General features: G+C 46.0%; 19 protein-coding genes. 13 read left to right on the forward strand and 6 right to left on the reverse strand.

Features of this window, described 5'->3' with window-relative positions; translation table 11 throughout:
• Genes pgeF through hpt form a run of 4 tightly spaced genes read right to left on the reverse strand, consistent with a single transcriptional unit; the run spans position 1 to position 3,121 of the window.
• Positions 1-828: a peptidoglycan editing factor PgeF gene (gene pgeF, locus CI960_RS14585; RefSeq protein ID WP_005854809.1), complete on the reverse strand. Its 828-nt coding sequence runs from the start codon at positions 826-828 to the stop codon at positions 1-3.
• On the reverse strand, positions 800-1,960 hold the full coding sequence (gene obgE / locus CI960_RS14590; RefSeq protein WP_094582407.1) for a GTPase ObgE: 1,161 nt from the start codon (positions 1,958-1,960) through the stop codon (positions 800-802). The genes pgeF and obgE overlap by 29 nt, the downstream gene beginning before the upstream one ends.
• A 15-nt stretch (positions 1,961-1,975) precedes the next feature.
• On the reverse strand, positions 1,976-2,548 hold the full coding sequence (locus CI960_RS14595) for an adenylate kinase (protein WP_005854805.1): 573 nt from the start codon (positions 2,546-2,548) through the stop codon (positions 1,976-1,978).
• Between the two features lie 36 nt (positions 2,549-2,584).
• Positions 2,585-3,121: a hypoxanthine phosphoribosyltransferase gene (gene hpt / locus CI960_RS14600; protein ID WP_010183721.1), complete on the reverse strand. Its 537-nt coding sequence runs from the start codon at positions 3,119-3,121 to the stop codon at positions 2,585-2,587.
• A gap of 123 nt (positions 3,122-3,244) precedes the next feature.
• Between hpt and CI960_RS14605 the strand changes: the two genes are divergently transcribed.
• The 5 genes from CI960_RS14605 (at position 3,245) to CI960_RS14630 (ending at position 9,527) form a co-directional block, all read left to right on the forward strand.
• Entirely contained in the window at positions 3,245-4,756 is a 1,512-nt protein-coding gene (locus CI960_RS14605) for a bifunctional ADP-dependent NAD(P)H-hydrate dehydratase/NAD(P)H-hydrate epimerase (RefSeq protein WP_005854801.1), read from the forward strand.
• 694 nt (positions 4,757-5,450) lie between these two features.
• Positions 5,451-6,719 (forward strand): DUF1080 domain-containing protein, encoded by a 1,269-nt coding sequence (locus CI960_RS14615; RefSeq protein ID WP_005854797.1) that lies wholly within the window; start codon positions 5,451-5,453, stop codon positions 6,717-6,719.
• Positions 6,720-6,747: 28 nt separating this feature from the next.
• On the forward strand, positions 6,748-8,262 hold the full coding sequence (locus tag CI960_RS14620; RefSeq protein ID WP_005854795.1) for a Gfo/Idh/MocA family oxidoreductase: 1,515 nt from the start codon (positions 6,748-6,750) through the stop codon (positions 8,260-8,262).
• Positions 8,263-8,283: 21 nt separating this feature from the next.
• A complete protein-coding gene (locus CI960_RS14625) occupies positions 8,284-9,138 on the forward strand; it encodes a sugar phosphate isomerase/epimerase (protein ID WP_005854793.1) in 855 nt (284 codons plus the stop codon).
• Between the two features lie 98 nt (positions 9,139-9,236).
• Positions 9,237-9,527, forward strand: coding sequence for an RNA polymerase sigma factor (locus tag CI960_RS14630; protein WP_005854791.1), 291 nt, complete (start codon positions 9,237-9,239; stop codon positions 9,525-9,527).
• 117 nt (positions 9,528-9,644) lie between these two features.
• Here the strand turns inward: CI960_RS14630 and CI960_RS14635 are convergent, their stop codons facing one another.
• Positions 9,645-10,514, reverse strand: coding sequence for a FecR family protein (locus tag CI960_RS14635; protein WP_005854789.1), 870 nt, complete (start codon positions 10,512-10,514; stop codon positions 9,645-9,647).
• Positions 10,515-10,596: 82 nt separating this feature from the next.
• The gene (locus CI960_RS14640; RefSeq protein ID WP_005854787.1) at positions 10,597-10,854 is read right to left on the reverse strand and encodes a sigma-70 family RNA polymerase sigma factor; all 258 of its coding nucleotides are present in this window, start codon (positions 10,852-10,854) and stop codon (positions 10,597-10,599) included.
• Between the two features lie 81 nt (positions 10,855-10,935).
• On the opposite strand from CI960_RS14640, the gene CI960_RS14645 reads away from it, so the two are divergent.
• From CI960_RS14645 to bioA, 8 genes are all read left to right on the forward strand, one after another.
• On the forward strand, positions 10,936-14,337 hold the full coding sequence (locus CI960_RS14645; RefSeq protein ID WP_005854785.1) for a TonB-dependent receptor: 3,402 nt from the start codon (positions 10,936-10,938) through the stop codon (positions 14,335-14,337).
• A 17-nt stretch (positions 14,338-14,354) separates the two neighbouring features.
• Positions 14,355-16,001 (forward strand): RagB/SusD family nutrient uptake outer membrane protein, encoded by a 1,647-nt coding sequence (locus CI960_RS14650; RefSeq protein ID WP_022192032.1) that lies wholly within the window; start codon positions 14,355-14,357, stop codon positions 15,999-16,001.
• A gap of 86 nt (positions 16,002-16,087) precedes the next feature.
• A complete protein-coding gene (locus tag CI960_RS14655; RefSeq protein WP_005854781.1) occupies positions 16,088-16,828 on the forward strand; it encodes an endonuclease/exonuclease/phosphatase family protein in 741 nt (246 codons plus the stop codon).
• 160 nt (positions 16,829-16,988) lie between these two features.
• Positions 16,989-18,056, forward strand: a complete 1,068-nt coding sequence (locus CI960_RS14660; protein ID WP_005854780.1) for a DUF4831 family protein — start codon at positions 16,989-16,991, stop codon at positions 18,054-18,056.
• 26 nt (positions 18,057-18,082) lie between these two features.
• The gene (locus CI960_RS14665) at positions 18,083-19,738 is read left to right on the forward strand and encodes a peptide MFS transporter (protein ID WP_005854778.1); all 1,656 of its coding nucleotides are present in this window, start codon (positions 18,083-18,085) and stop codon (positions 19,736-19,738) included.
• Between the two features lie 17 nt (positions 19,739-19,755).
• Positions 19,756-20,205, forward strand: a complete 450-nt coding sequence (locus tag CI960_RS14670; protein WP_005854776.1) for a hypothetical protein — start codon at positions 19,756-19,758, stop codon at positions 20,203-20,205.
• A gap of 19 nt (positions 20,206-20,224) precedes the next feature.
• Positions 20,225-21,208 carry a biotin synthase BioB gene (bioB, locus tag CI960_RS14675; protein WP_005854774.1) on the forward strand — a complete coding sequence of 328 codons (984 nt, stop codon included), beginning with the start codon at positions 20,225-20,227 and terminating at the stop codon, positions 21,206-21,208.
• Complete coding sequence (gene bioA, locus CI960_RS14680) at positions 21,205-22,485, forward strand: adenosylmethionine--8-amino-7-oxononanoate transaminase (RefSeq protein WP_005854772.1); 1,281 nt, start codon at positions 21,205-21,207, stop codon at positions 22,483-22,485. Before bioB ends, bioA begins: the two co-directional genes overlap by 4 nt.
• Positions 22,486-22,502 lie beyond the last annotated feature (17 nt).

Genomic DNA, 22,502 nt, shown 5'->3' on the forward strand with positions numbered 1-22,502 from the left:
CTAAGATTTTTTCAAACATATCCCGGTAAGGATCCGGCCGCTTTTGACACCGAGGCGACGAGCGGAGAAATAATCCTCATACCGAATATAAGTACAGATGCCAGCGATCTCTATATGCCCGGAGAGCAATCCTGCCTCTAACAATTGTAAACGGTTGGTTTCCCATAGATCGATATGCGCTTTTTGAGTCTCCGCATTACGTCGAAGAATCCGCTCCATTGGGAAGCCCTCCATTTGAAAAGCTTTTACGACTTCCTCTCCCACCTCAAATGCCGCTTGACTGATAGAGGGACCTATTCCGGCAACCAATTGAGTAGGATCGCAATCGTATGCCTCGATCATCAAGCTTGCCGCCTTACGAGCTATGTGTAAAACCGTACCCCGCCAACCCGCATGGACGGCAGCTACCACTTTACGATCCGGCGCATATAACAAGACAGGGACACAATCCGCCGTAGATACGGCTACACATACATCCGGAACATTCGTCACCAAAGCGTCCACGCCTTCCAAACGTAGCTTTCGCTCTTTATCATTCAGCGAAAGGAAAGACGCGTCGATCGCCAATACTCGATCCTCATGGGTCTGATGAGGTATAACCATATTCTCTAGGGAAATCCCGACCGCATTCGAAAGAAGTTCCAAGTTCTTCCGGATGAAGCCCGGATCATCCTCGGTATAAACGCCCGGATTCATCGAAGCGTACGTTCCCGTACTCACGCCGCCATGACGTGTTGTCGTAAAATGAGAAATGTCGCGGTATCCGCTTAACCCGGAGAACCGCGACACCTCTATTTGCTTATTTTCTTGTATCTTCATCTTCATCATCGTCCCAGTATTCCTCGTATTCCTCATCCGGGTCATCCTCGTCCTCGTCCACGGGGAAGATGTATTCGTCGTCGTCCTCAAATTCCAACGTGCTTACATCTATATTCTTATGGACAATTCGCTCTGCCTCATGGAAATTCTCCTTATTCAGCTCTTTCCATAAAAGGTCTTTCAACTCGACAATACCCAGTCCCGTGATAGAAGATATAAAGACATACGGAATTCCCTCCGGCAAGTCTTGCGACAAAGCCTCGATCAATTCCTCATCCAGCATATCGATCTTGGTGATCGCCAGTACACGGCGTTTATCCAGCAATTCCGGATTATACTTCACTAACTCATTATGCAATATCTCGTATTCTTTCTTGATATCGTCTGCCTCAGCGGGAACCATGAACAATAACAATGAATTACGTTCGATATGACGTAAGAAACGAAGTCCCAAACCTTTTCCCTCGCTTGCTCCTTCGATAATACCCGGTATATCGGCCATTACGAACGAACGGTTATCGCGATAACTCACGATGCCTAAATTAGGCTCCAACGTAGTAAAAGGATAATTAGCGATCTTCGGTTTAGCGGCGGATACGACAGAAAGCAAGGTAGATTTACCCGCATTCGGGAAGCCTACCAAACCGACATCGGCCAGCAATTTCAACTGAAGAATCACCGTACGTTCCAATGCCGGCTCACCCGGTTGCGAATAACGGGGCGCTTGATTGGTAGCCGTCTTGAAGTTAAAATTCCCCAGACCGCCACGACCGCCTTTCAGCAACATCACTTGCTGACCGTCTTCCGTAACGTCGCAAATAAACTCTCCGGTCTCAGCATCGTAAACAACCGTACCGCAAGGAACCTCGATTACTCGATCCTCCCCGTCTTTACCCGAGCTACGCTTCGCGCTACCACTCTCACCATTGGTGGCCATGATATGACGCTCATATTTCAAGTGAAGGAGCGTCCAGTAATTCCGGTTACCACGGAGATACACATGACCTCCTCTCCCTCCATCGCCCCCGTCGGGACCTCCTTTCGGAATGTATTTCTCACGACGGAAGTGAGAAGACCCTCTTCCACCCTTTCCTGAGCGGCAATAGATCTTGACATAATCTACAAAGTTCGATTCAGCCATATTGGTTTATTTCAATTATTTTACGTTATTAACCGCCTCTTTGATACGACCGAAGATTTCCTCGATTGTTCCCATCCCTTTGATGGCTACGTGCTTGCCTTCACCTACATAGTAGTCTGCCAAAGGAGCTGTTTGAGTATGGTAAACATCCAGTCTGGATTTGATCGTCTCCAAGTTATCGTCAGAACGTCCGGATACTTTACCGCGCTCCAATAAACGCTTGATCAACTCCTCTTCCTCTACTTGAAGGTTCAACATAACGGAAACGTCTGTTCCACGCTCGTTCAACATCTTCTTCAAGGCTTTCGCTTGAGGGATCGTACGAGGGAAACCATCGAAGATTACGCCCTTAGCCGGCTTCTTGCTATCCAATACATTCGCCAACATATCAACGATCAACTCGTCCGGAACCAATTGTCCCTTCTCGATATAATCCTTAGCGATCTTGCCCAGTTCTGTCTCAGCCTTCATCTCGCCACGCAATACATCGCCAGTAGAGATATGATCCAAACCGTATTCTTTAATAATCAACTCACTTTGTGTTCCCTTACCTGAACCGGGAGCACCAAAAATAACCACGTTCAACATACTATTGTTCCTTTATTATATATAATGTATACTATTTTATTCCACAACCTTGTAGATATCCTTATATGAGCGGCCCAACTCATCATAATCCAAACCATGTCCCACGATAAAATCAGCGGGTATCTGTAAGCCTACATAATCCGGAGTCAACTCGCATTTCAAGGATTCCGGCTTGAAAAGCATCGTTGCCAATCTTACATCGGCGGCACCCTCGCTCCGAAGCTTCTCCATCACGTAGCTCATCGTAAAGCCCGTATCGATAATATCCTCCAATAAGATCACCATACGTCCGCGAATATCAGCCTGCACCGGCATGATCTCATTCAATATGCCCGTACTGGAAGTTCCTTGATACGAGGAATAACGAGCGAATGTCAGCTCATACGGAACATCCAGCTCACGCATCAGCTCGGCGACAAACATAAAAGCCCCGTTTAGCACACCCACGAATAGAGGATTTTTCCCTTCCACATCCGCTTTAATCTGAACGGCCATTTTAGCGATAGCCGCCTGAATATCCGACTCCGGAATAAACAGTTCAAATTCTTTGTCTTTTAGACGAATTCTGTCCATAAATCTTTCGGTTTTCGAGGGGACAAATGTACAACTTTTTCGGCGATGCACAAAAAAGTGTAGCAACATACCAAAGTTTGTTATACATTTGTAAGCAGAATAAAACCCCAGACATCTAGAATTATGATTAAGATATTCGCTACAGACAAGGTAAAGGAGCTCGACCAATATACGATTCAACACGAGCCAATTAGTTCGATCGACTTAGTGGAGCGTGCCGCTACGACGTTCGTCCATGAGTTTTGCCGGCGCTACTCCAAGCAGGTCCGCATCGTGATTTTCGCCGGTCAAGGCAATAACGGAGCCGACGCTTTGGCCATCGCCCGCCTTTTGAACGAGGAATCATACCGGGTAGAGACGTATTTATTCAACCCGACAGAGCATCTGTCCGTAGAGTGTGAGCAAAACAAGCAGCGTCTGCTCGACATGGAACGAATCGAATTTACGGAAGTGGTCCGTGACTTTGAGCCGCCGACGCTAACCGACCGAGACGTGGTGATCGATGGCTTGTTCGGTTCGGGATTAAACCGTCCTCTCACCGGAGGTTTCGCCGCTATGGTCAATTATATCAACCAATCCGAGGCGGAAGTCGTAGCGATCGATATTCCTTCCGGCTTATTCGGGGAAGATAATCGTAAGAATGACTCGGAGGCGATCATCAAGGCCAGCTTAACCTTGACATTCGGCTTCCCGAAACTGGCGTTTCTTTTTCCGGAGAATGAACAATACGTAGGCGAGTGGAAAATACTGGATATCGGAATCCATCCGGACGCAATTTATGAGACGGCTTCCCCTTACTCATTGGTTACGGAAGAAGATATATCCTATTCGTTAAAGTCTCGCAAACGTTTCGCCCATAAGGGAACGTTCGGACATGCTTTATTGATCGCCGGAAGTAAAGGAAAAATGGGAGCCGCCCTATTATCCGCGAAGGCATGCTTACGGAGTGGAGCCGGACTATTGACCGTGCATATCCCGACCCGAGGCGAATCAATCTTCCAGACCGCTTTCCCGGAAGCGATGTTAAGTCTAGACGCAAATCCTGATTATTTCTCTACGGTTCCCGAGATAGGTAGTTACTCCGCTGTCGGTATGGGACCGGGACTCGGACAGCATTTAGAATCCGCAGCAGCGATCGAACGTATCCTGCAATCCAGCACAAAACCAGTCGTTATCGATGCGGACGCTATTAATATAATGGCATCCAACAAGGACTTATTCAATAAGATCCCGCCACGGAGCATCCTCACTCCCCATCCGAAGGAGTTCGATCGGATAGCGGGTGAAAGCACGAACTCATACGACCGTTTGATGAAAGCGCAATCTTTCGCCGCCGAACATAAGATTTGTATCGTATTGAAAGGTGCTTATACCGCTATTTGTTCTCCGGCAGGAAACATTTATTTCAATAGTTGCGGAAATCCGGGCATGGCAACCGCCGGTAGCGGAGACGTGCTGACGGGCATCATCCTCAGCTTATTGGCGCAAGACTATTCTCCGGAAACTGCCGCTGTAGTCGGAGTATTCTTGCACGGTACAGCCGGTGATCTCGCCGCCGCTTTCCGCTCGGAAGAGAGCATGATCGCCAGCGACATCACGGATATGCTCGGAAAAGCGTTTAAGCAAATCAAATAAATCCAGCAAAAACAACGGGCGTTTTTACTCTCGTTTGTTACAATTACTACCGCTATTCCATATATTATACGGACTTACAGTGTACATATAGAATGGTGGTAGTAAATTTTCATGGTACCCCAACGCCTTTTGCTATCACATTTCAACCTTTTCTTACTCACTCGATAAATGTCGGCGATATCTTTTATGACAAAGCTCTGTAAAGTAGAGTTATTGTAACTTTTAAACATGTATAATTGTATCCCTATCATTTTATAGAAAAACACGTACATGAATTTTTTTAAACATGTACGACTTTTTTCGAAAACACGTACGTGTTTCAGCATAAACATCATGATATTTTCACAATGCTGATTATCAACACTTTAAATAAAGTATTCGATTACTGGCTTATTGTAGTATTTTCTGTAAAGAAAAGCTTCAGTCGTTGATACCATAACTATTACAGCAACATTTGGCTACATCATATAATGTATTTAGTGTATCCAAATCAGATATACTGCGTTGGCGATGTTTGTATATATTACTTGGCAAAGTCAGTACTACTGCGTTTGCCGACTAATAAATGACCGATTGCCATACACTTCCGTTAAAATAAATAAAAAAGGGAAAAGAGCTTACGTATCCCTTGCCCCAGAGTTGTCTCATATATAAAACACCGACAAATTTGTATTAACAATAAAGCTATACGTACATGAAAATAACAATCGTATCGTTCGCAATGGTAGCCGCTTTCGGTTTAATCTCCTGTGATAACACGAAGCATAACACATTGACCGAACAAGAGAAAGCGGAAGGCTGGGAACTTCTATTCGATGGGGAAACCTTGGATGGCTGGCGGGATTATAACGGAACCGCCTTGACCGGACCTTGGGAAGTTGTAAACGGAACCATCCAAGCGGACGGGCAAGGTAGCGATGCCAGCGGATACATCGTCACCGACAAGGCTTATGAGAATTTTGAGCTTTCGTGGGACTGGAAAATCTCGAAAGGAGGAAATAGCGGTTTATTATATCATGTGGTAGAACGTCCTCAATTCCCGGTTCCCTACGTTACCGGTCCCGAGTATCAATTGATTGATGATATCAATTTCGCGGAGCCATTGGAAGATTGGCAACGTTGCGGAGTGGATTACGCGATGTATTTACCGGACTTCAACACGATAAAAGTACATCCGGCCGGCGAATGGAACAACTCTAAGATTATTTTTGACAACGGACATGTCACCTACTTTATGAACGGGCACAAAACCGTAGAGTTCGATGCATGGTCTGATGATTGGTTCTCCCGTAAGAACAGCGGTAAATGGGCGAACGCTCCTGAATACGGATTAGCGCATAAAGGCTTGATTTGTTTGCAAGACCACGGTTATCCCGCATGGTTCCGTAATATCAAGATCAAGGAACTTCCCCGCAAGACACGAGAGGCTCGTTTATTCAACGGCGAGGACATTACAAACTGGGATAAATACGGCACAGAATTATGGTATGTAAAAGATGGTTTATTAGTATGCGAAAGTGGCCCGGATAAACAATACGGCTATCTAGCCACCCGGGAATATTACGACGATTTTGACCTTACCGTGGAATTTAAACAGGAAGCGGATGGTAATTCTGGCGTATTTATTCGTTCCTTTGTAGAAGAAAAAGATGTAAAGGTAAACGGCTGGCAAGTGGAAGTCGCCCCCAAAGGCTTTGACACGGGCGGTATCTACGAATCCTACGGACGAGGATGGTTGATACAGATCCCGGACGAGAAGGAGAACATCCTAAAACAAGGAGAGTGGAACACGATGCGTATCCGGGTACAAGGAGATAATGTACAGACTTGGCTCAACGGAGAGGAGATGGTAAACATCCGGGATGAAAAGATCGGAGCCGGTCAAGGGCGTATCGCTTTGCAAATACATGATGGTGGCGGCATCAAGGTTCTTTGGCGCAACCTTCATTTACAAACATTATAGAATATCGTTTTCTTAAAATTTAATAGTTATGAAAAACATTTCGAGAAGAAGTTTCCTCAAGACCGGAGCCGTAGCGGCAGCCGGACTAACGATCGTTCCGGGTTCTGTACTCGGTAAATCCTTTGGCTATACAGCTCCTAGTGACAAACTGAATATCGCGGGTATCGGTGTCGGCGGTATGGGACGTCGTAACCTCGCCAACATGAACACGGAGAATATCGTAGCTTTATGCGATGTAGATTGGCACTACGCGGACAAGACCTTCAAGGACTATCCGAAGGCTAAACGCTTTAAAGACTGGCGTGTCATGTTCGATGAGATGGGTAAATCAATCGATGCGATTATGGTAGCCACCCCAGACCATACACATGCCGGCGTGACCGCCCACGCAATCACGCTAGGCAAGCATTGCTATACGCAAAAACCGCTTACCCACTCCGTTTACGAATCGCGTTTGCTTACCAAACTGGCGAAGAAATATAAGGTAGCCACCCAAATGGGTAACCAAGGTAACTCATTCGACTGGTGCCGGCAGATCGCGGAGTGGATACAGTCTGGCGTAATCGGCGATGTATATGAGGTACATTGTTGGACAGACCGCCCCATCTGGCCCCAAGGCTTGATGAAGCCGAACGATACCCCGAAGTGCCCGAAGACACTGGATTGGGATTTATGGATCGGCCCGGCTCAAAAGCGGCCTTATAATCCGGTCTATACCCCTTGGAACTGGCGTGGATGGTGGGACTTCGGAACCGGGGCCTTGGGCGATATGGCTTGCCATATCATGGACCCGTTGTATTGGGCACTCGACTTAAAATATCCGACCAGCGTAATCGGCAGCTCTACTTTGAGTAACCTGTACTCCCCTCCTCACGCACAGATCGTAACCTATACATTCCCCGCACGTCCACCCAAAGGAAATGTCAAGATGCCGGAAGTGAAAGTCTATTGGTACGATGGTGGTCTGATGCCTCCCCGTCCGGAAGAATTGAAAGACGGGCAGATGATGGGCGACGAGAACGGCGGTATCATCTTCATCGGAACGAAAGGAAAGATCATGACAGGCTGTTATGGAATGAACCCGACCTTATTACCGGTTTCCGACATGGAACATTTCAACCAGCCCAAACCGACGATCCCGAGAGTGAAAGGTGGCAATGGAGACATATGGTCCACCAATGCCCATGAGCAAGACTGGATCCGGGCTTGCAAGGAATCCCCGGAAAATCGTACGGAAGCCTCATCCAACTTCCAGTTCTCCGGTCCGTTCAACGAGATGGTCGTGATGGGAGTCTTGGCCGTTCGCCTCTCCGGACTGCAAGGTTTGCATCGTGAGTTGCAATGGGATGGAGAGAACATGCGGTTTACGAACATCTCCCCGAACGATAAGATCAAGATCGTCACGGTGGATGATTTCAAGGTAATTGACGGAGATCCGCGTTTCGACCGTCGCTTCGCCGAGTTTAACGCTGCGGAAATGGCCAACGAATGGATCAAGCATACGTATAACAACGGTTTCTCTTTGCCGGATATGCCAAGATAAACCTTTTAATAACAGCCAAATATGATAAGACATATCTATAAAATAATGATAGCGATCGTTTGCTGCCTATTGGCTATTCCAAGCGAAGCGCAAACGAAGGCCGAGAAGAACGGATGGCGTCTAGGGATGCAATCCTATAGTTTCCACCTGTTCCCTTTGACGGAAGCTCTCGATAAGACACAAGAACTGGGATTGAAATACATCGAGATTTATCCCGGCCATAAGCTCGGTGGTAAATGGGGAGATAAAGTATTCGATTTCAACCTTGATGCGCAGACCCAGAAAGAGATCAAGGAGCTTGCGGCATCCAAAGGTATCAAGATCGTAGGAACCGGGGTGTATGTAGCCGAAAAGTCGTCCGATTGGGAAAAGATGTTCAAATTCGCGAAAGCGATGGACCTAGAGTTCATTACTTGCGAACCGGCTTTAAGTGACTGGGACTTGGTAGAAAAATTGTCCAAGCAATACAACATTAAGATCTCCGTCCATAATCACCCGCAGCCTTCCGACTACTGGAAACCTGAGAACCTGTTGAAAGCCATCTCCGGACGCAGTCAATCGCTTGGTTCTTGTTCCGATGTGGGGCATTGGCGTCGGGAGGGGCTAAACCAGATTGATTGCTTAAAGCAACTCAAAGGTCGAATCATCTCTTTGCATTTCAAGGATATCGCCCCGAAAAAAGCAGGAGAGAATGAGCAGCACGACGTGATCTGGGGCACAGGCATCCTAGATGTAAAGGGAATGTTGAAAGAACTCAAATCCCAGAATTTCAAGGGAGTATTCTCTATCGAGTATGAATACAACTGGGAAAACTCTGTACCGGACATTAAAGAATGTATCCAATACTTCAATAAAACCGCAAACGAAATCTTATAATAGGGATTAGCATTAATTGACAGGTAGTAAGCGTATAGGCCCAAGGGACGTTCTCCTAGCCTATACGCTCCACCTTTCTAATAATACACGGGAATAAAATGGCATCTGACAACAAAATAATCGAATTGATCAAACAAGGAGATATAGCCGCCTTTAATACCCTGTTCAAGTCTGTTTATCTCCAACTTTATATACATTGCCGAAAATTTATCCCCGCCCCGGAAGACGCAAAAGACATCTTACAAAACGTCTTCCTCCGCTTTTGGGAAAAGCGTGAGAACATCGATATTCACACGTCTTTAAACGCTTATTTATACAGGGCTATACAGAACGAATGCCTCAATTACCTTCGTTCTACCGGAACTCCCTATCTGATTAGCCATAATTAATAAATTTAAGATTAATAATAAGATCTAACAATGTTACGTTTTTTATCCGTATTACACTAAAAATCATCCATTTCTCATAAGCAAGACTGTTTTTAAGATTAATAATTCAATGATTTATTATTTGATTACTATAGTATCTTTCAGTATTTGATAGCGAATACCCGTATTCGTCTTTATCACATTGAGAATCTCCGATAAATCTTCGTTGTTACGGAAACTACCGCTAAACCTTAATTTTTTTATCCCTTGATTTTCATAACGAAATACAACGTTATAGTTCCTTTCCAACAACTTTGTTATATCTTGCAGATACATCATTTTAAAAGACAAGAAACCTCCTCTCCATTGAGCGAATAGTTTCTTATCGTAAGGTACTACTTCTATCTTATTTCTACTTTTATCATAAACCGCCACTTGGTTAGGCTCAAGTAAGACCTCTTGTTTAGTCAACGTAGGTTGTACGGCGACCTTGCCATTGAACAAGGTTGTGGTTAGTTGCGAGTCTTCCATATAAGCGGAAACATTAAAGGCCGTACCAATCGCTTTCACATCAATACCGTTTGCCTTTACAACAAATGGTAAGTCTTTATTCTTTGCGACTTCAAAATAAGCTTCTCCATCCAAATAAATGCTACGATTGGAATGGCCGTAGTTCTCCGCATATTCTAGAGTTGTACAAGAGTTAAGCCAAACCCTCGTACCATCCGGTAATTGCAAATAGCTCTTCTCTCCTTTGCTCGTTACTAATTTATAATTTCCAACTGTCGATAAGTTCTCTTGATTCGTAAGATACAACGTTGATAGTGAAACACCTATGCCCAAAACCACGGCAGCGGCATATTTCATGTATTGAAGGAATAGCCTTCTTGTTTTCATTTTGGAAATAGTTTTTTTCTCTATGGATGAAAACAAACGCTCCCACTCCCTATCAACATCTACTTCGTCTTTGAGACTTTCCGCAATTATATTTTTTATATATTCTTTCATTGTTTTTTCTCGATTCTATATGTATGACACTTCAAAACGATGTGCTACTTACAAGATTGATAGATTTTTGTATTATATTTTTTCAAGAAACCAGATAATCTTTCAATCTACTTTTCAAAATCTTAAGGGCTCTATATATCTGTGTTTCCACTGTACGGACGGAGATATCCAATTTATCTGCGATCTCTTGGTTCTTGAGTCCATTTATACGACTCAATTTAAAAATGGATTTACATTGATCTGGTAATTCCTCTATCGTATTTTCCGTGATTCGTTCTATTTCAAAAATACTAAGTATCGAATAAGGATCATTATCTTCCACAGCCTCTTGTTTATCCATCTCTGATATTTCATATCGGGGAATGTCAATGGTTCCGGTAGAACTAATTACAGAACCCTGAAAAAATCATTATTTTTAGGTTTGTGCTTAACCTTTTTCCAGCCGTACACAGTAGCGGCATCAGCACAAATTATATCCTTAAATATCACAAAAGGAACTATCACTGAAGTTTTTAAGGCGATTGAAGACCAAAGTGAATATAAATTCTTTTATAATGACAATCAAATCAATTTGAATAAACGGGTTGATGTCAATATCCATGAAGAATCCATAGAACAAGTATTAAACAATGTCTTTAGAGGTACGGATATTACGTATAAGATCGTCAAGAATCACGTAGTACTTACCAACAAGACCATGAAAGATACGGAGTTGCCATCCACCAACCAAAATCGCAAACGGCTAACCGGACAAGTAGTAGGACAAGATGGGGAGCCTCTGATCGGAGTAAACGTTGTAGTGAAAGGTACTACAATCGGATCTATGACCGATATGGACGGAAACTACATTCTAGAGAATGTTCCCTCCAATGCTACCGTTGAATTCTCGTACATCGGCTATCTCCAACAAAGTATCAACGTAGGCAATAAAAGCAACCTCAACGTCACTTTAGCGGAAGACACTCAAAAGTTGGATGAGGTAGTAGTTGTTGGTTACGGTTCCTTCAAGAAAAGAGATTTAACCGGAGCTGTTTCTCAAGTAAAAGGAGACGAGATCTCGAACCTACCGCTTCGCAGCGCCGCCGACGCCTTGCAAGGAAAAGCAGCCGGTGTAACCATAACATCTAGTTCCGGTAGCCCAGGTTCACTCGGTAATGTCCGTATCCGTGGTGTCGGTACTATCAATAATAATGATCCGTTGTATGTAGTAGATGGTCTACCTCAAGGTGATATCGGTTGGTTAAATGCCCGTGATATCGAGAGCATAGAGGTATTGAAAGACGCTTCCGCACAAGCGATCTATGGTGCCCGTGCTGCCAACGGTGTGATCCTAGTATCCACAAAGCGAGGAGCTTCCGGCGAGAGTTACCGAAGCAACATCGAGTTTGATATGAACATTGGTTTCCAAGATGTAGTGAAAACGTATGACATGCTAGACGCCGAAGGTTTCATGGAATATAAGAACCGGGCTTACGCCGCATCCGGGAAAGCCTTGATCGATGATTTCGCCACATCAGAGAAGCGAGAGCAGATCCTTACTTTCCTAGGGAAAAACGGAGGACGATCCGGTACGGATTGGTGGAAAGAGAGCACCCGTAAACCCAAGGAAGCTATCAGTCAGAATTACAACCTAGCTTTCTCCGGAGGTATGAAGAAACTCAGATACCGTGCTAGCTTCGGCTATATGGATCAACAAGGAATCTTGAAAGGTTCCGACTATGAACGCCTCTCCGGTCGGTTGAACGTAGACTCTGAGGTAACCAAGTGGTTGAACCTCTCCGCAAATGTGAACGTCACGTACGAATCCAGGCGCAACCTAGATGAGAATAACTCTTACACAGCAACCGTGTTCAGTACCCTTGCGGCAGACCCAATCACTCCGGTATATCGCGACAACCTAGTGGATATCCCAGATTTCTTGCAAAACCGGATTATGGGTGGTTATGAGCCGACCAATCCTTGGTCTCGCTATACAGGCGTAATTTACTCAAACAAACCGAACACGGTTGGACAGGTAGACCGCTCCGCATTAAATCAATGGCACGGGATCGCCACGAAAAGTAATATCTCCGGCGAAGTCAAGTTGTTACCCTTCTTGACCTTCAAATCCAGTATCGCTCTTGACTTAGTCCGTAACCAAAGCGACTCTTTCCGTCCTTCTTACTATCTGGATGGAGATGAGTACTCCACTTATGCGGGCGCCAGTCGGAGCGTAGCGAATAAAGATTACTGGGTATTCGACAATTACCTAACTTACAATCAAAAATTCGACAAACATGCGGTAACAGCCATGGTCGGTACCTCCGCAGAGAAAGAGCGCTACGAGGAGATCTACGCCTATAAAGAAGGACAGGTCAACAACAACCCGAACCAGCAGATCATCAACGCCGGTACCATGAATCCCGCCGCATCAGGCTACTACGCCACGAGTACGCTGAATTCTTATTTCGGTCGTGTATTTTATTCCTTTGACAACCGTTATATGATCACAGCCAATATCCGTTGGGATGGATCCTCTAAATTTGCAGATGGTAATCGCTGGGGTTACTTCCCCTCCGTATCCGCCGGTTGGAATTTCTCGGAAGAGAGCTTCATGAAGAACCTTGAGTGGCTGTCACAAGGTAAGTTAAGAGCAGCTTGGGGTGAGATCGGGAACCAGACTATCTCCTCCGGAGCCTATATGAATACGTTCGGAAATGGTAGCTACTACCTCTTCGGTAATCCGTATCAGACGAACTTGTATGCCGGACGTACGCAGGTGGGTAATCCGGATCTGAAATGGGAGACTACTCGCCAACTGGACTTCGGATTGGATTTGGCCTTTTTCCAAGGTTCCTTGAGAGCAACCTTCGACTACTTTGACCGTCAGACAAGTGATATGTTGGTGCAAGTACCCGTGCCCAGTTCACTAGGATTCCCCAACACGCCGTGGATGAATGCCGGTAGCGTAAGCAATAAAGGTTTTGAAGTAACGCTCGGATACGACGGTAAGATCGGGAACGACTTCCAATATCATATCAACGGAAACGTATCCACCTATAAAAATAAGGTAAAAAGCCTAGGTAGTGGAGCGAATATTCCGGGTAAAGGCATCCATCTAGGATACTTCTCCTATACGATGACAGAGCCAGGACAACCGATCGGTTATTTCTACGGATATAAAACCGATGGTGTCTTCCAGACCCAAGAAGAGATCGACAACTACAAGAACAACGGTCAAATGGTAATGCCAAACGCAAAGCCGGGCGACTTAAAGTTCCAAGATTTGAACAAAGATGGTAAACTAGACGACGAAGACCGCACGATGACAGGAAATCCTCATCCAGACTTCACCTTTGGTTTGACCTTAGGCGCAGAATGGAAAGGATTCGACATCTCCGCCTTCTTCCAAGGATCAGTCGGCAATGACATCTTAAACATATTGAAATATGACATCTATTCAGGTACCGGTTGGTACAATGCTCCGAAGGATATATTAACAACCTACTGGAACGGACCGGGTAGTACAAACGAGAACTTCGCAATCGATGCGGATAGCCGCATGAACTTGGAGATGTCCGATTGGTATGTGGAAAATGGTTCTTATGTTCGCTTGAAGAACCTGACAATCGGTTATACGCTTCCGTCCGAATGGACTAAGAAGATCACGATCAACAACCTTCGTTTCTTTGTTGCCGCACAGAACTTATTCACGATCACCGGTTATTCCGGACTAGATCCTGAGATCGGAGAGATCAATAACTCGCCTCTTTACAAAGGCTGTGATATGGGATTCTATCCGCAACCGCGTACATTCATGTTCGGTCTTAGTTTGAAATTATAATCTTAAAATGAATTATTATGAAATCTATAGTTAACATAGGGAAATTACTTGTATCGATCGCATGCGTCGGTGCCCTTACGACAAGCTGTAACAGCGACTTTCTAGACCGCCCGCCATTGGGAACATTGGATGAGGTAACTTATCTGAGTACCAAGGATGCCGGCTACAAACTTTTGGTCAATTGCTATCAGCCCTTACAAGATAGCTGGAACTATCAGGACATGAAATTTGTCTTGGGAGATCAATTGAGCGACGACTGCTCCAAAGGCGGCTCTGATGCAGGAGACCGCGTTCGTATCACGGAAATCGCCCGCGGAACACCAATGGCGACTAATCAAGTCTTGTCCGACCTTTGGACTCATCGCTACCAAACAGCGATCTCAGCCTGCAACGTATTCCTGTCGCTAATCACACCTGAATCAGAATTGATCGATGATGCCGGAGGCTTGGTCAGCACAGAAACCAAACAGCGATGGATCGCAGAGGCTCAATTCATGCGTGCGTTCTATTACTACGACCTAGCTACAATCTTCCAGAATATTCCACTAATTGACAAGCCCATGGAAGTCGTCGACAAAAGTACGATCACGAAATCCAGCAAAGAGGAGGTCATGAACTTTATCCTGAAAGACCTGAACACCGCAATCGCCGAACCTAATCTACCTAATGCAAAAAGCCTTCCGACCAGCGAGATTGGGCGAATCACCAAAGAGGCCGCCATGGCTTTCCGTGCTAGGGTATTGATGTTCTACGGCAACTACGGAGAGGCTCTGAAAGACCTGAAGGCAGTTGTCGAATCCGGAAGCTATGAATTAGTAGATGACTACGAGAAGCTATTCAATAACGCCACAGAGGGCTATATGTCAAAAGAGTCCGTCTTCATCACCCTGCGCTCTTACATTCCTAGCTACACTAGCGGTAGCGTTTGTCCACAAATGAATGTCGGTCGCGGTATTGCCGGCGGATGGGGCGGCGAGTGTCCGACGAAGGATTTGGTAGACGAATATGAGGTAGGCGATCCACGCTTGGTACACACGGTATTGTCATCCGGCGATATATTCGTCAAGAACGATGGTTCCGAAGAGGTACACGACTATTCCGGCTACGACAATTTCCCACAGCAACACAGCCGTAAGCAGTATCCAGACTTCTCCAGACGGCCACTAAACGATTTATTGAACACGGATTGGACCCACTATCACATCCGCTATGCCGATGTATTGCTGATGTACGCTGAATGCCTGATCGAGACGGATGGCGACAAACAACTAGCGGCCGACCTGATCAACCAAGTACGTTATCGTGCCTTCGTGACAACCTCTTTGACAGATAGCTACGCTAAATACCGTAAGTTCAACCTCAAGGAGAGCGATCGAGTGACCGAGGATACTTTCAACGCTAAGTATAAAGTGAAAGCTTCCGATGATCTGCGTGCCGCCGTTCGCCACGAACGCCGTATCGAACTTGCAGGCGAGGGATTACGCTTCTACGACTTAATTCGCTGGGGCACCTTCGTATCTACAATGCAGAAATTCGGCAAGACTGATGAGGGCAAGTATTCCGGTGCCGGGACACTCGTCACCGATAAGACATACCCCTACCCGATTCCACAAAGCGAGATCGACTATGTAGGAGGCGCATTAACACAGAACGATAATTATTAATCTTCAATTTTTATTACTGTAGCCCCCGCAGATAGTCCTTCTTGTTGTCTGCGGGGGTTTCTATTCACGAAATACCTTAGAAATCCATGAAACGAATCTTATTTCTCCTAACCATCGCCCTCCTAAATTTGGGAAGTGGCCTATGCAAGACACGACAATCGTTAAGAATCATGAGCTACAACATCCGCATCGGGATCGGTATGGACCAACAGACCAATTTGAAGCGAATCGCTGAAGTGATCAACAAGATCCAGCCGGACTATGTCGGGCTACAAGAGGTGGACAGTGTATGCGAACGCTCTGGATGGATCAACCAATATGCAGAATTGGCACGGTTGACCGGCATGTATCCAATCTTCGCACCTGCCACAGAACGTTCTAAGGGATTATACGGAATCGCCGCACTCTCCCGCAAAAAACCTCGCAGCTACCAATACATACCTCTGCCGGGAAAGGAAGAGCCACGTACCTTCCTTTGTCTCGAATATCCGAACTATACCTTGTGTAACACACATTTCTCGCTCGACCCAGACTCTCGCCTGGCCTCTATACGACTCATCAATGAGACGATGAAAAGAGAAAACAAACCAATCCTGATCACCGGAGACTTCAACATGGAGCCAGACTCTAAAGAATTCAAGGCGATGAAACAAACGTGGAGGCTCTTATCCGACCCTACGTTAGAGACCTACCCCTCGGATCATCCCCGTTTGCGTTTAGATTATATCTTCGGCGACCTAAGGCATGAATTTAGGATTATCAACGACCAAGTGATCGATATCCAGTCGTCCGATCACCTGCCGATCTATATAGACGTGCTATTTTAAGCTTTCTCCCCCGGACATCCTCAGAATCCCGAACAATGCGAATCTAGAAATTCTTAATGTTGTCCGGGATTTTCATGCAATAAGAATACTTCCAATTGGTTTTAAGCAAAATATTTCCTAGTTTTGCGCAATAATATACAGAATTAAAATAAACTGGGATATGAAGAATATAATCATTATAGCTAGTTTACTCCTCGGGATGCCGCTTATGGCACAAACCAAGGTGGTAAAAAAGAACGCCGTAAAAGCCAATAATTTCGGAATCACCTACTCGTTGCCCAAGACCTCGCTAGTCGTAGACGCCGAAGTGACGAAAGTAACTTGCAAAGCCGGGCCTTACTATCAATATGCAGAGAAGTATCTAGGCGTAAAGGATGCGGTCACGGAAGACAAGGTTTATTTCGATCTCGGAAAAATCAGTCTGATCAACCGGGGATTACCCGATGCGGATAATACCTATATCGTAGAATTCAAACAAGGTACGGTCGCCCCTTACGCTTATCTTACCGAAGATGGATTATTATGCTCGATAAACGCAGAATATACACCAGTTGAATCCGAGCTAGATGCCGCAAAGAAAAATAAAGGCTCCCAACAAAAAGTGACAGACGCTTCCGTTTTCTCAGAGGAATTACTAATGGCAGGCTCCACCGCCAAACAAGCGGAGGTGGCCGCTAAACAAATTTACCGTATCCGGGAAAGCCGTTTGAACATCTTGACCGGCGAGGCGGATAATTTACCCCCCGATGGTGAAGCCATGAAACTGGTGATCCAGCAATTGGAGGAGCAAGAAAAAGCATTAACAAACCTATTCACCGGAATCTTGACCAAAGAAACCGAGCATTATGAGGTAAGTATCATCCCCCACGACAACCTAGATAAAGAAGTATTGTTCCGTTTCTCCAAGCAGCTAGGTATCGTAGACGCTGACGATTTGGGCGGTACCCCTGTCTATATGAACTTGAAAGCGACAGAAAGAGCTCCGATCCTTGATGCCAAGGAAGCCGAGAAGAAAGACAAATCATTGAAAGGAATCGTCTACAATGTTCCGGGAAAAGCCAGCATAGAAATACTAATGAACAAAAAAACGCTCTACAAAGGAGAGGCCCAAATCACTCAATTCGGAACACGGGAAGGATTAGCCCCTGTTATGTTTGAGGATAAGAAAGCCCCCGTCAAAGTTCTTTTCTATCCGGAAACCGGCGCCATAAAGCAAATTATTCAATAAGTATAAACTAATATTATCTAAAACACATGTTACAAGGACAACCTAAAGGTCTCTATGCCCTAGCACTCGCGAACACGGGCGAACGCTTCGGTTATTACACGATGCTTGCGATTTTCACATTATTCTTGCAAGCGAAATTCGGCTATACGGCCGCTGAGACATCAACGATTTTCGCTAGCTTCTTAGCGTTCGTGTATTTTATGCCATTGATTGGCGGTATGATGGCCGATAAGTTCGGTTATGGAAAGATGGTTACCTCGGGTATCATCATCATGTTTGTCGGTTATCTTTTATTAGCCATCCCAACAGATGCCGCCTCGGGAAAAATCATGATGTTCGGCTCGCTAGCGCTAATCGCTTGCGGTACCGGATTATTTAAAGGTAACTTACAAGTGATGGTAGGTAATCTTTATGATGCCCCGGAATATAGAAGTAAACGTGACCAAGCCTTTAGTTTGTTTTATATGGCGATCAATATCGGTGCCATGTACGCACCTACGGCTGCCACTAAAATGACAGACTGGATGTTGGGTAAGTATAACCTTTTCTACGAGTCACAAATTCCGGCACTCGCTCACCAATTCTTAAACGGAACCATCTCCGCAGAGAACAAAGAGGCACTCGCCGCTCTGCAAAGCGCACAAGGTTTCACCGGCGATATGGCTACGTTCTGTTCCACGTATATCGAGAAGTTGTCTGAGGCATACAACTATGGATTCGGTGTGGCTTGTATCTCATTGATCATATCGATGGCTATCTATATGGGATTCCGCTCTACCTTTAAGCATGCGGATGTCAATACCAAACAAGCAAAGGCTTCCCACGCTCCGCAAGAGGAATTGTCACCTGCCGAGACGAAACAACGTATCACCGCCTTGCTGCTGGTATTCGCCGTGGTATTGTTCTTCTGGATGGCTTTCCATCAAAATGGTCTGACAATGACGTTCTTTGCTCGCGACTATACGGCCAACCAAGTGACCGGACTGGATCGTATCGGCTTTGATGTGATTAACTTAACATTATTGGTTATCGCCGTGTATGGAGGATTCGCTATCGCACAATCCACAACGAGCAAAGGCAAAACGATCGCCGGCATCGTGACCGTGGCCGCATTAGCCGCTCTAGGTATCAAATATATGGCTATGCCGGAAACCGTAACGATCCTTCCGCAGACCTTCCAGCAATTTAACCCGTTCTTCGTGGTTGTATTGACTCCGGTATCGTTGGCGATCTTTGGTTATCTGGCTAATAAGAAGAAAGAGCCGTCCGCTCCTCGTAAGATCGGATTGGGTATGATGATCGCCGCTTGCGGTTTCTTGATCTTGGCGATCGGTTCTATGGGCTTGCCTACACCGGACGCTTTAGCGGCGGATAGCAAATTGCAGGTATTGGTTTCTCCGAACTGGTTGATATCGACTTATCTGGTATTGACCTTCGCCGAATTATTGCTTTCTCCGATGGGTATCTCTTTCGTATCCAAAGTGGCTCCTCCTAAATACAAAGGTATGATGATGGGTGGGTGGTTCGTGGCTACGGCTATCGGTAACTATCTGGTCGCTATCATCGGTTATTTGTGGGGAGGCATGCAGTTATGGATGGTATGGAGCGTGTTGATCGTTCTTTGTTTACTGTCTGCGTTGTTCATGTTCTCTATCATGAAGAAACTGGATAAAGTGGCTTGACAATTGAAAATTAGAGGATGAGGAAGTCGTATACATATCGTTCGCAGGCACTCCGTTTCAGAAGATGGAGCCGGAAGGCGTATGCGGCTTTCATCAGTGTACAGAGAGCTGTTACGATCGGACAATTATCCTTTTCCGTAGCCGATCGCTTCGAGAAAAAGAACCAGTCTTTACATACCGGTATCGGTACGTTCACGGACGGATTTTCCGAAGAGGATGACGAGGAGAGGGAGAATACCGAGGAGAACAAACGGAGCCTCGCGGTATCGCATGGACTGTTTACGGCATTACTCCCGGTATTGGTATCAAATGAGATCGCTCATCCGGCTCATCGTGTAGCTCACTATACATTATATAATATAGTAAAGGCGGGAAGTATCCGAAAGAATACTTCCCGCCTTTCTTATTTCCATCTGGTTGTAGAGACGGGGCGTGCCCCGTCTCTACAACTGGGTATATATACGTAGAATTATTAAATGAGAGAAAATGACAATAGAAGAAGCAAAGCAGTACATCCTAGAGGGTAGGAAGATTACTGAGGAACAGGCTTTAAGCTTGGCGAATCACCCGGACAAAGAGGCACTTTACGAGGCCGCCCACCAAATCACCCGCCATTTTATGGGGAATAAGTTCGACACTTGTTCCATCATCAACGCCAAAAGCGGTAATTGCAGCGAGGATTGTAAATGGTGCGCACAGTCGGGACATTACAAGACCCTCGTAAACTTATATCCTTTGCTTCCGGCCAAGGAATGTGTCTATCATGCGGTATATAACCGGAAACAGGGCATCCGGCGTTTTGCCTTGGTGACTAGCGGTAAGCGAGTATCAGATAAAGAATTGGAACAGATCACCGATACGATCCGGCAAATCAAGCAGCAAAGCGATATTAAATGCTGTGCCTCCATGGGATTGCTAACCCGCTCCCAACTCCAATCGCTTTACGATAGCGGAGTGGAGAACTATCACTGCAATATAGAGACCGCCCCCTCCTATTTCCGTCAACTCTGTTCCACGCATACGATCGAGCAGAAGATGGAAACCATCCATACCGCCCGGGAAATCGGTTTCCGTATATGCTGCGGTGGTATTATCGGCATGGGCGAGACGATGGAGGAACGAATCGAGATGGCTTGTTTCTTACAGAAAGAAGGTGTCTTATCCATCCCTCTCAATTTATTACAGCCGATACCGGGAACTCCTATGGAGAATACACATATCCTAGAAGAAGAGGAATGGCTAACAACGATCGCCCTTTTCCGCTTGATCAATCCGAACGCATTTCTCCGTTTCTCCGGCGGACGGGCACAATTAAGCGAGGCCACGCAACGGAAATCCCTATATATAGGGATTAACTCCGCAATCATCGGAGACTTATTAACGACTATCGGAAGCAAGGTAGAGGAAGACAAAGTCTTATTTACCTCCGAAGGCTATTCACTCACCGAAAACACCGATTGGGAAAAATGACAACAACCGAACTTTTACAATACGACCGGGATCATCTATGGCATCCCTACACCTCGACCATCGATCCACTTCCCGTCTATCCGGTATCCAAAGCGGAGGGCGTAACGATAACCCTTGCGGACGGCAGGGAGCTAATAGACGGAATGTCTTCTTGGTGGGCGGCAGTCCACGGATACAACCATCCGGTACTTAACGCGGCGGCTAAAGCCCAATTGGATAAGATGAGTCATATCATGTTCGGGGGATTCACGCACGAGCCGGCTGTCGAGTTGGCCGCTAAATTATTACCGCTATTGCCCCCTTCCCTAGAAAAGATATTCCTAGCGGATAGCGGCTCGGTAGCCGTGGAGGTAGCCTTAAAGATGGCGATCCAATACTGGCAGTCCAAAGGCATACCGGGAAAACATACCTTCGCCACGATCCGTAGCGGTTATCACGGGGATACTTGGCACGCCATGTCGGTATGCGATCCGGTGACGGGTATGCATGGGATCTTCTCCGGAAGCCTACCCATCCAATACTTCATACCTCAACCTTCGGTCCGATTCGGCGAGGAATGGAGAGAGGAGGCCATGGCTCCCTTGCGGGATTTACTAGAGCGGCATGCCGACGAGATCGCCGCCTTGATCTTGGAACCGGTCGTACAGGGGGCAGGAGGTATGTATTTCTACTCCCCCACTTTCCTCGTTCGTGCCCGGGAACTTTGCGAGCGGTATAACGTCTTATTGATATTCGACGAGATAGCGACAGGCTTCGGACGTACCGGAAAGTTGTTCGCATGGGAACATGCGGGAGTCGAACCCGATATCATGTGTATCGGAAAGGCATTGACGGGAGGTTATCTTACGCTTTCCGCCACGATCACGACGAAGCCGATAGCCGACACGATCTGTTCCGGCGAGGCGGGATGCTTTATGCATGGGCCTACGTTTATGGGAAATCCCTTGGCATGCGCTATCGCTTCGGCCTCGATCTCTTTATTGATCGCCAGTCACTGGCAGGAGAAAGTGAAGCTTATAGAGGAGCAATTGCGGGCGGAGTTAGCGCCAGCCGCCAAGCTGCCTGAAGTCGCTGAGGTACGGGTATTGGGAGCGATCGGGGTTATCGAGATGAAGCATCCGGTGGATATGGCGGTATTACAACGCCAATTCGTAGAGGAAGGGATATGGGTACGTCCGTTCGGACGGCTGGTTTACCTCATGCCTCCTTTCATTATCTCCATGAATGAACTATCCAGACTAACCTCCGGATTATTGAGAGTATTAACGCATAATTAACATATCTACAACCGGGT

The organism is Parabacteroides sp. CT06 (assembly GCF_002257605.1).
Lineage (GTDB): Bacteria > Bacteroidota > Bacteroidia > Bacteroidales > Tannerellaceae > Parabacteroides > Parabacteroides distasonis.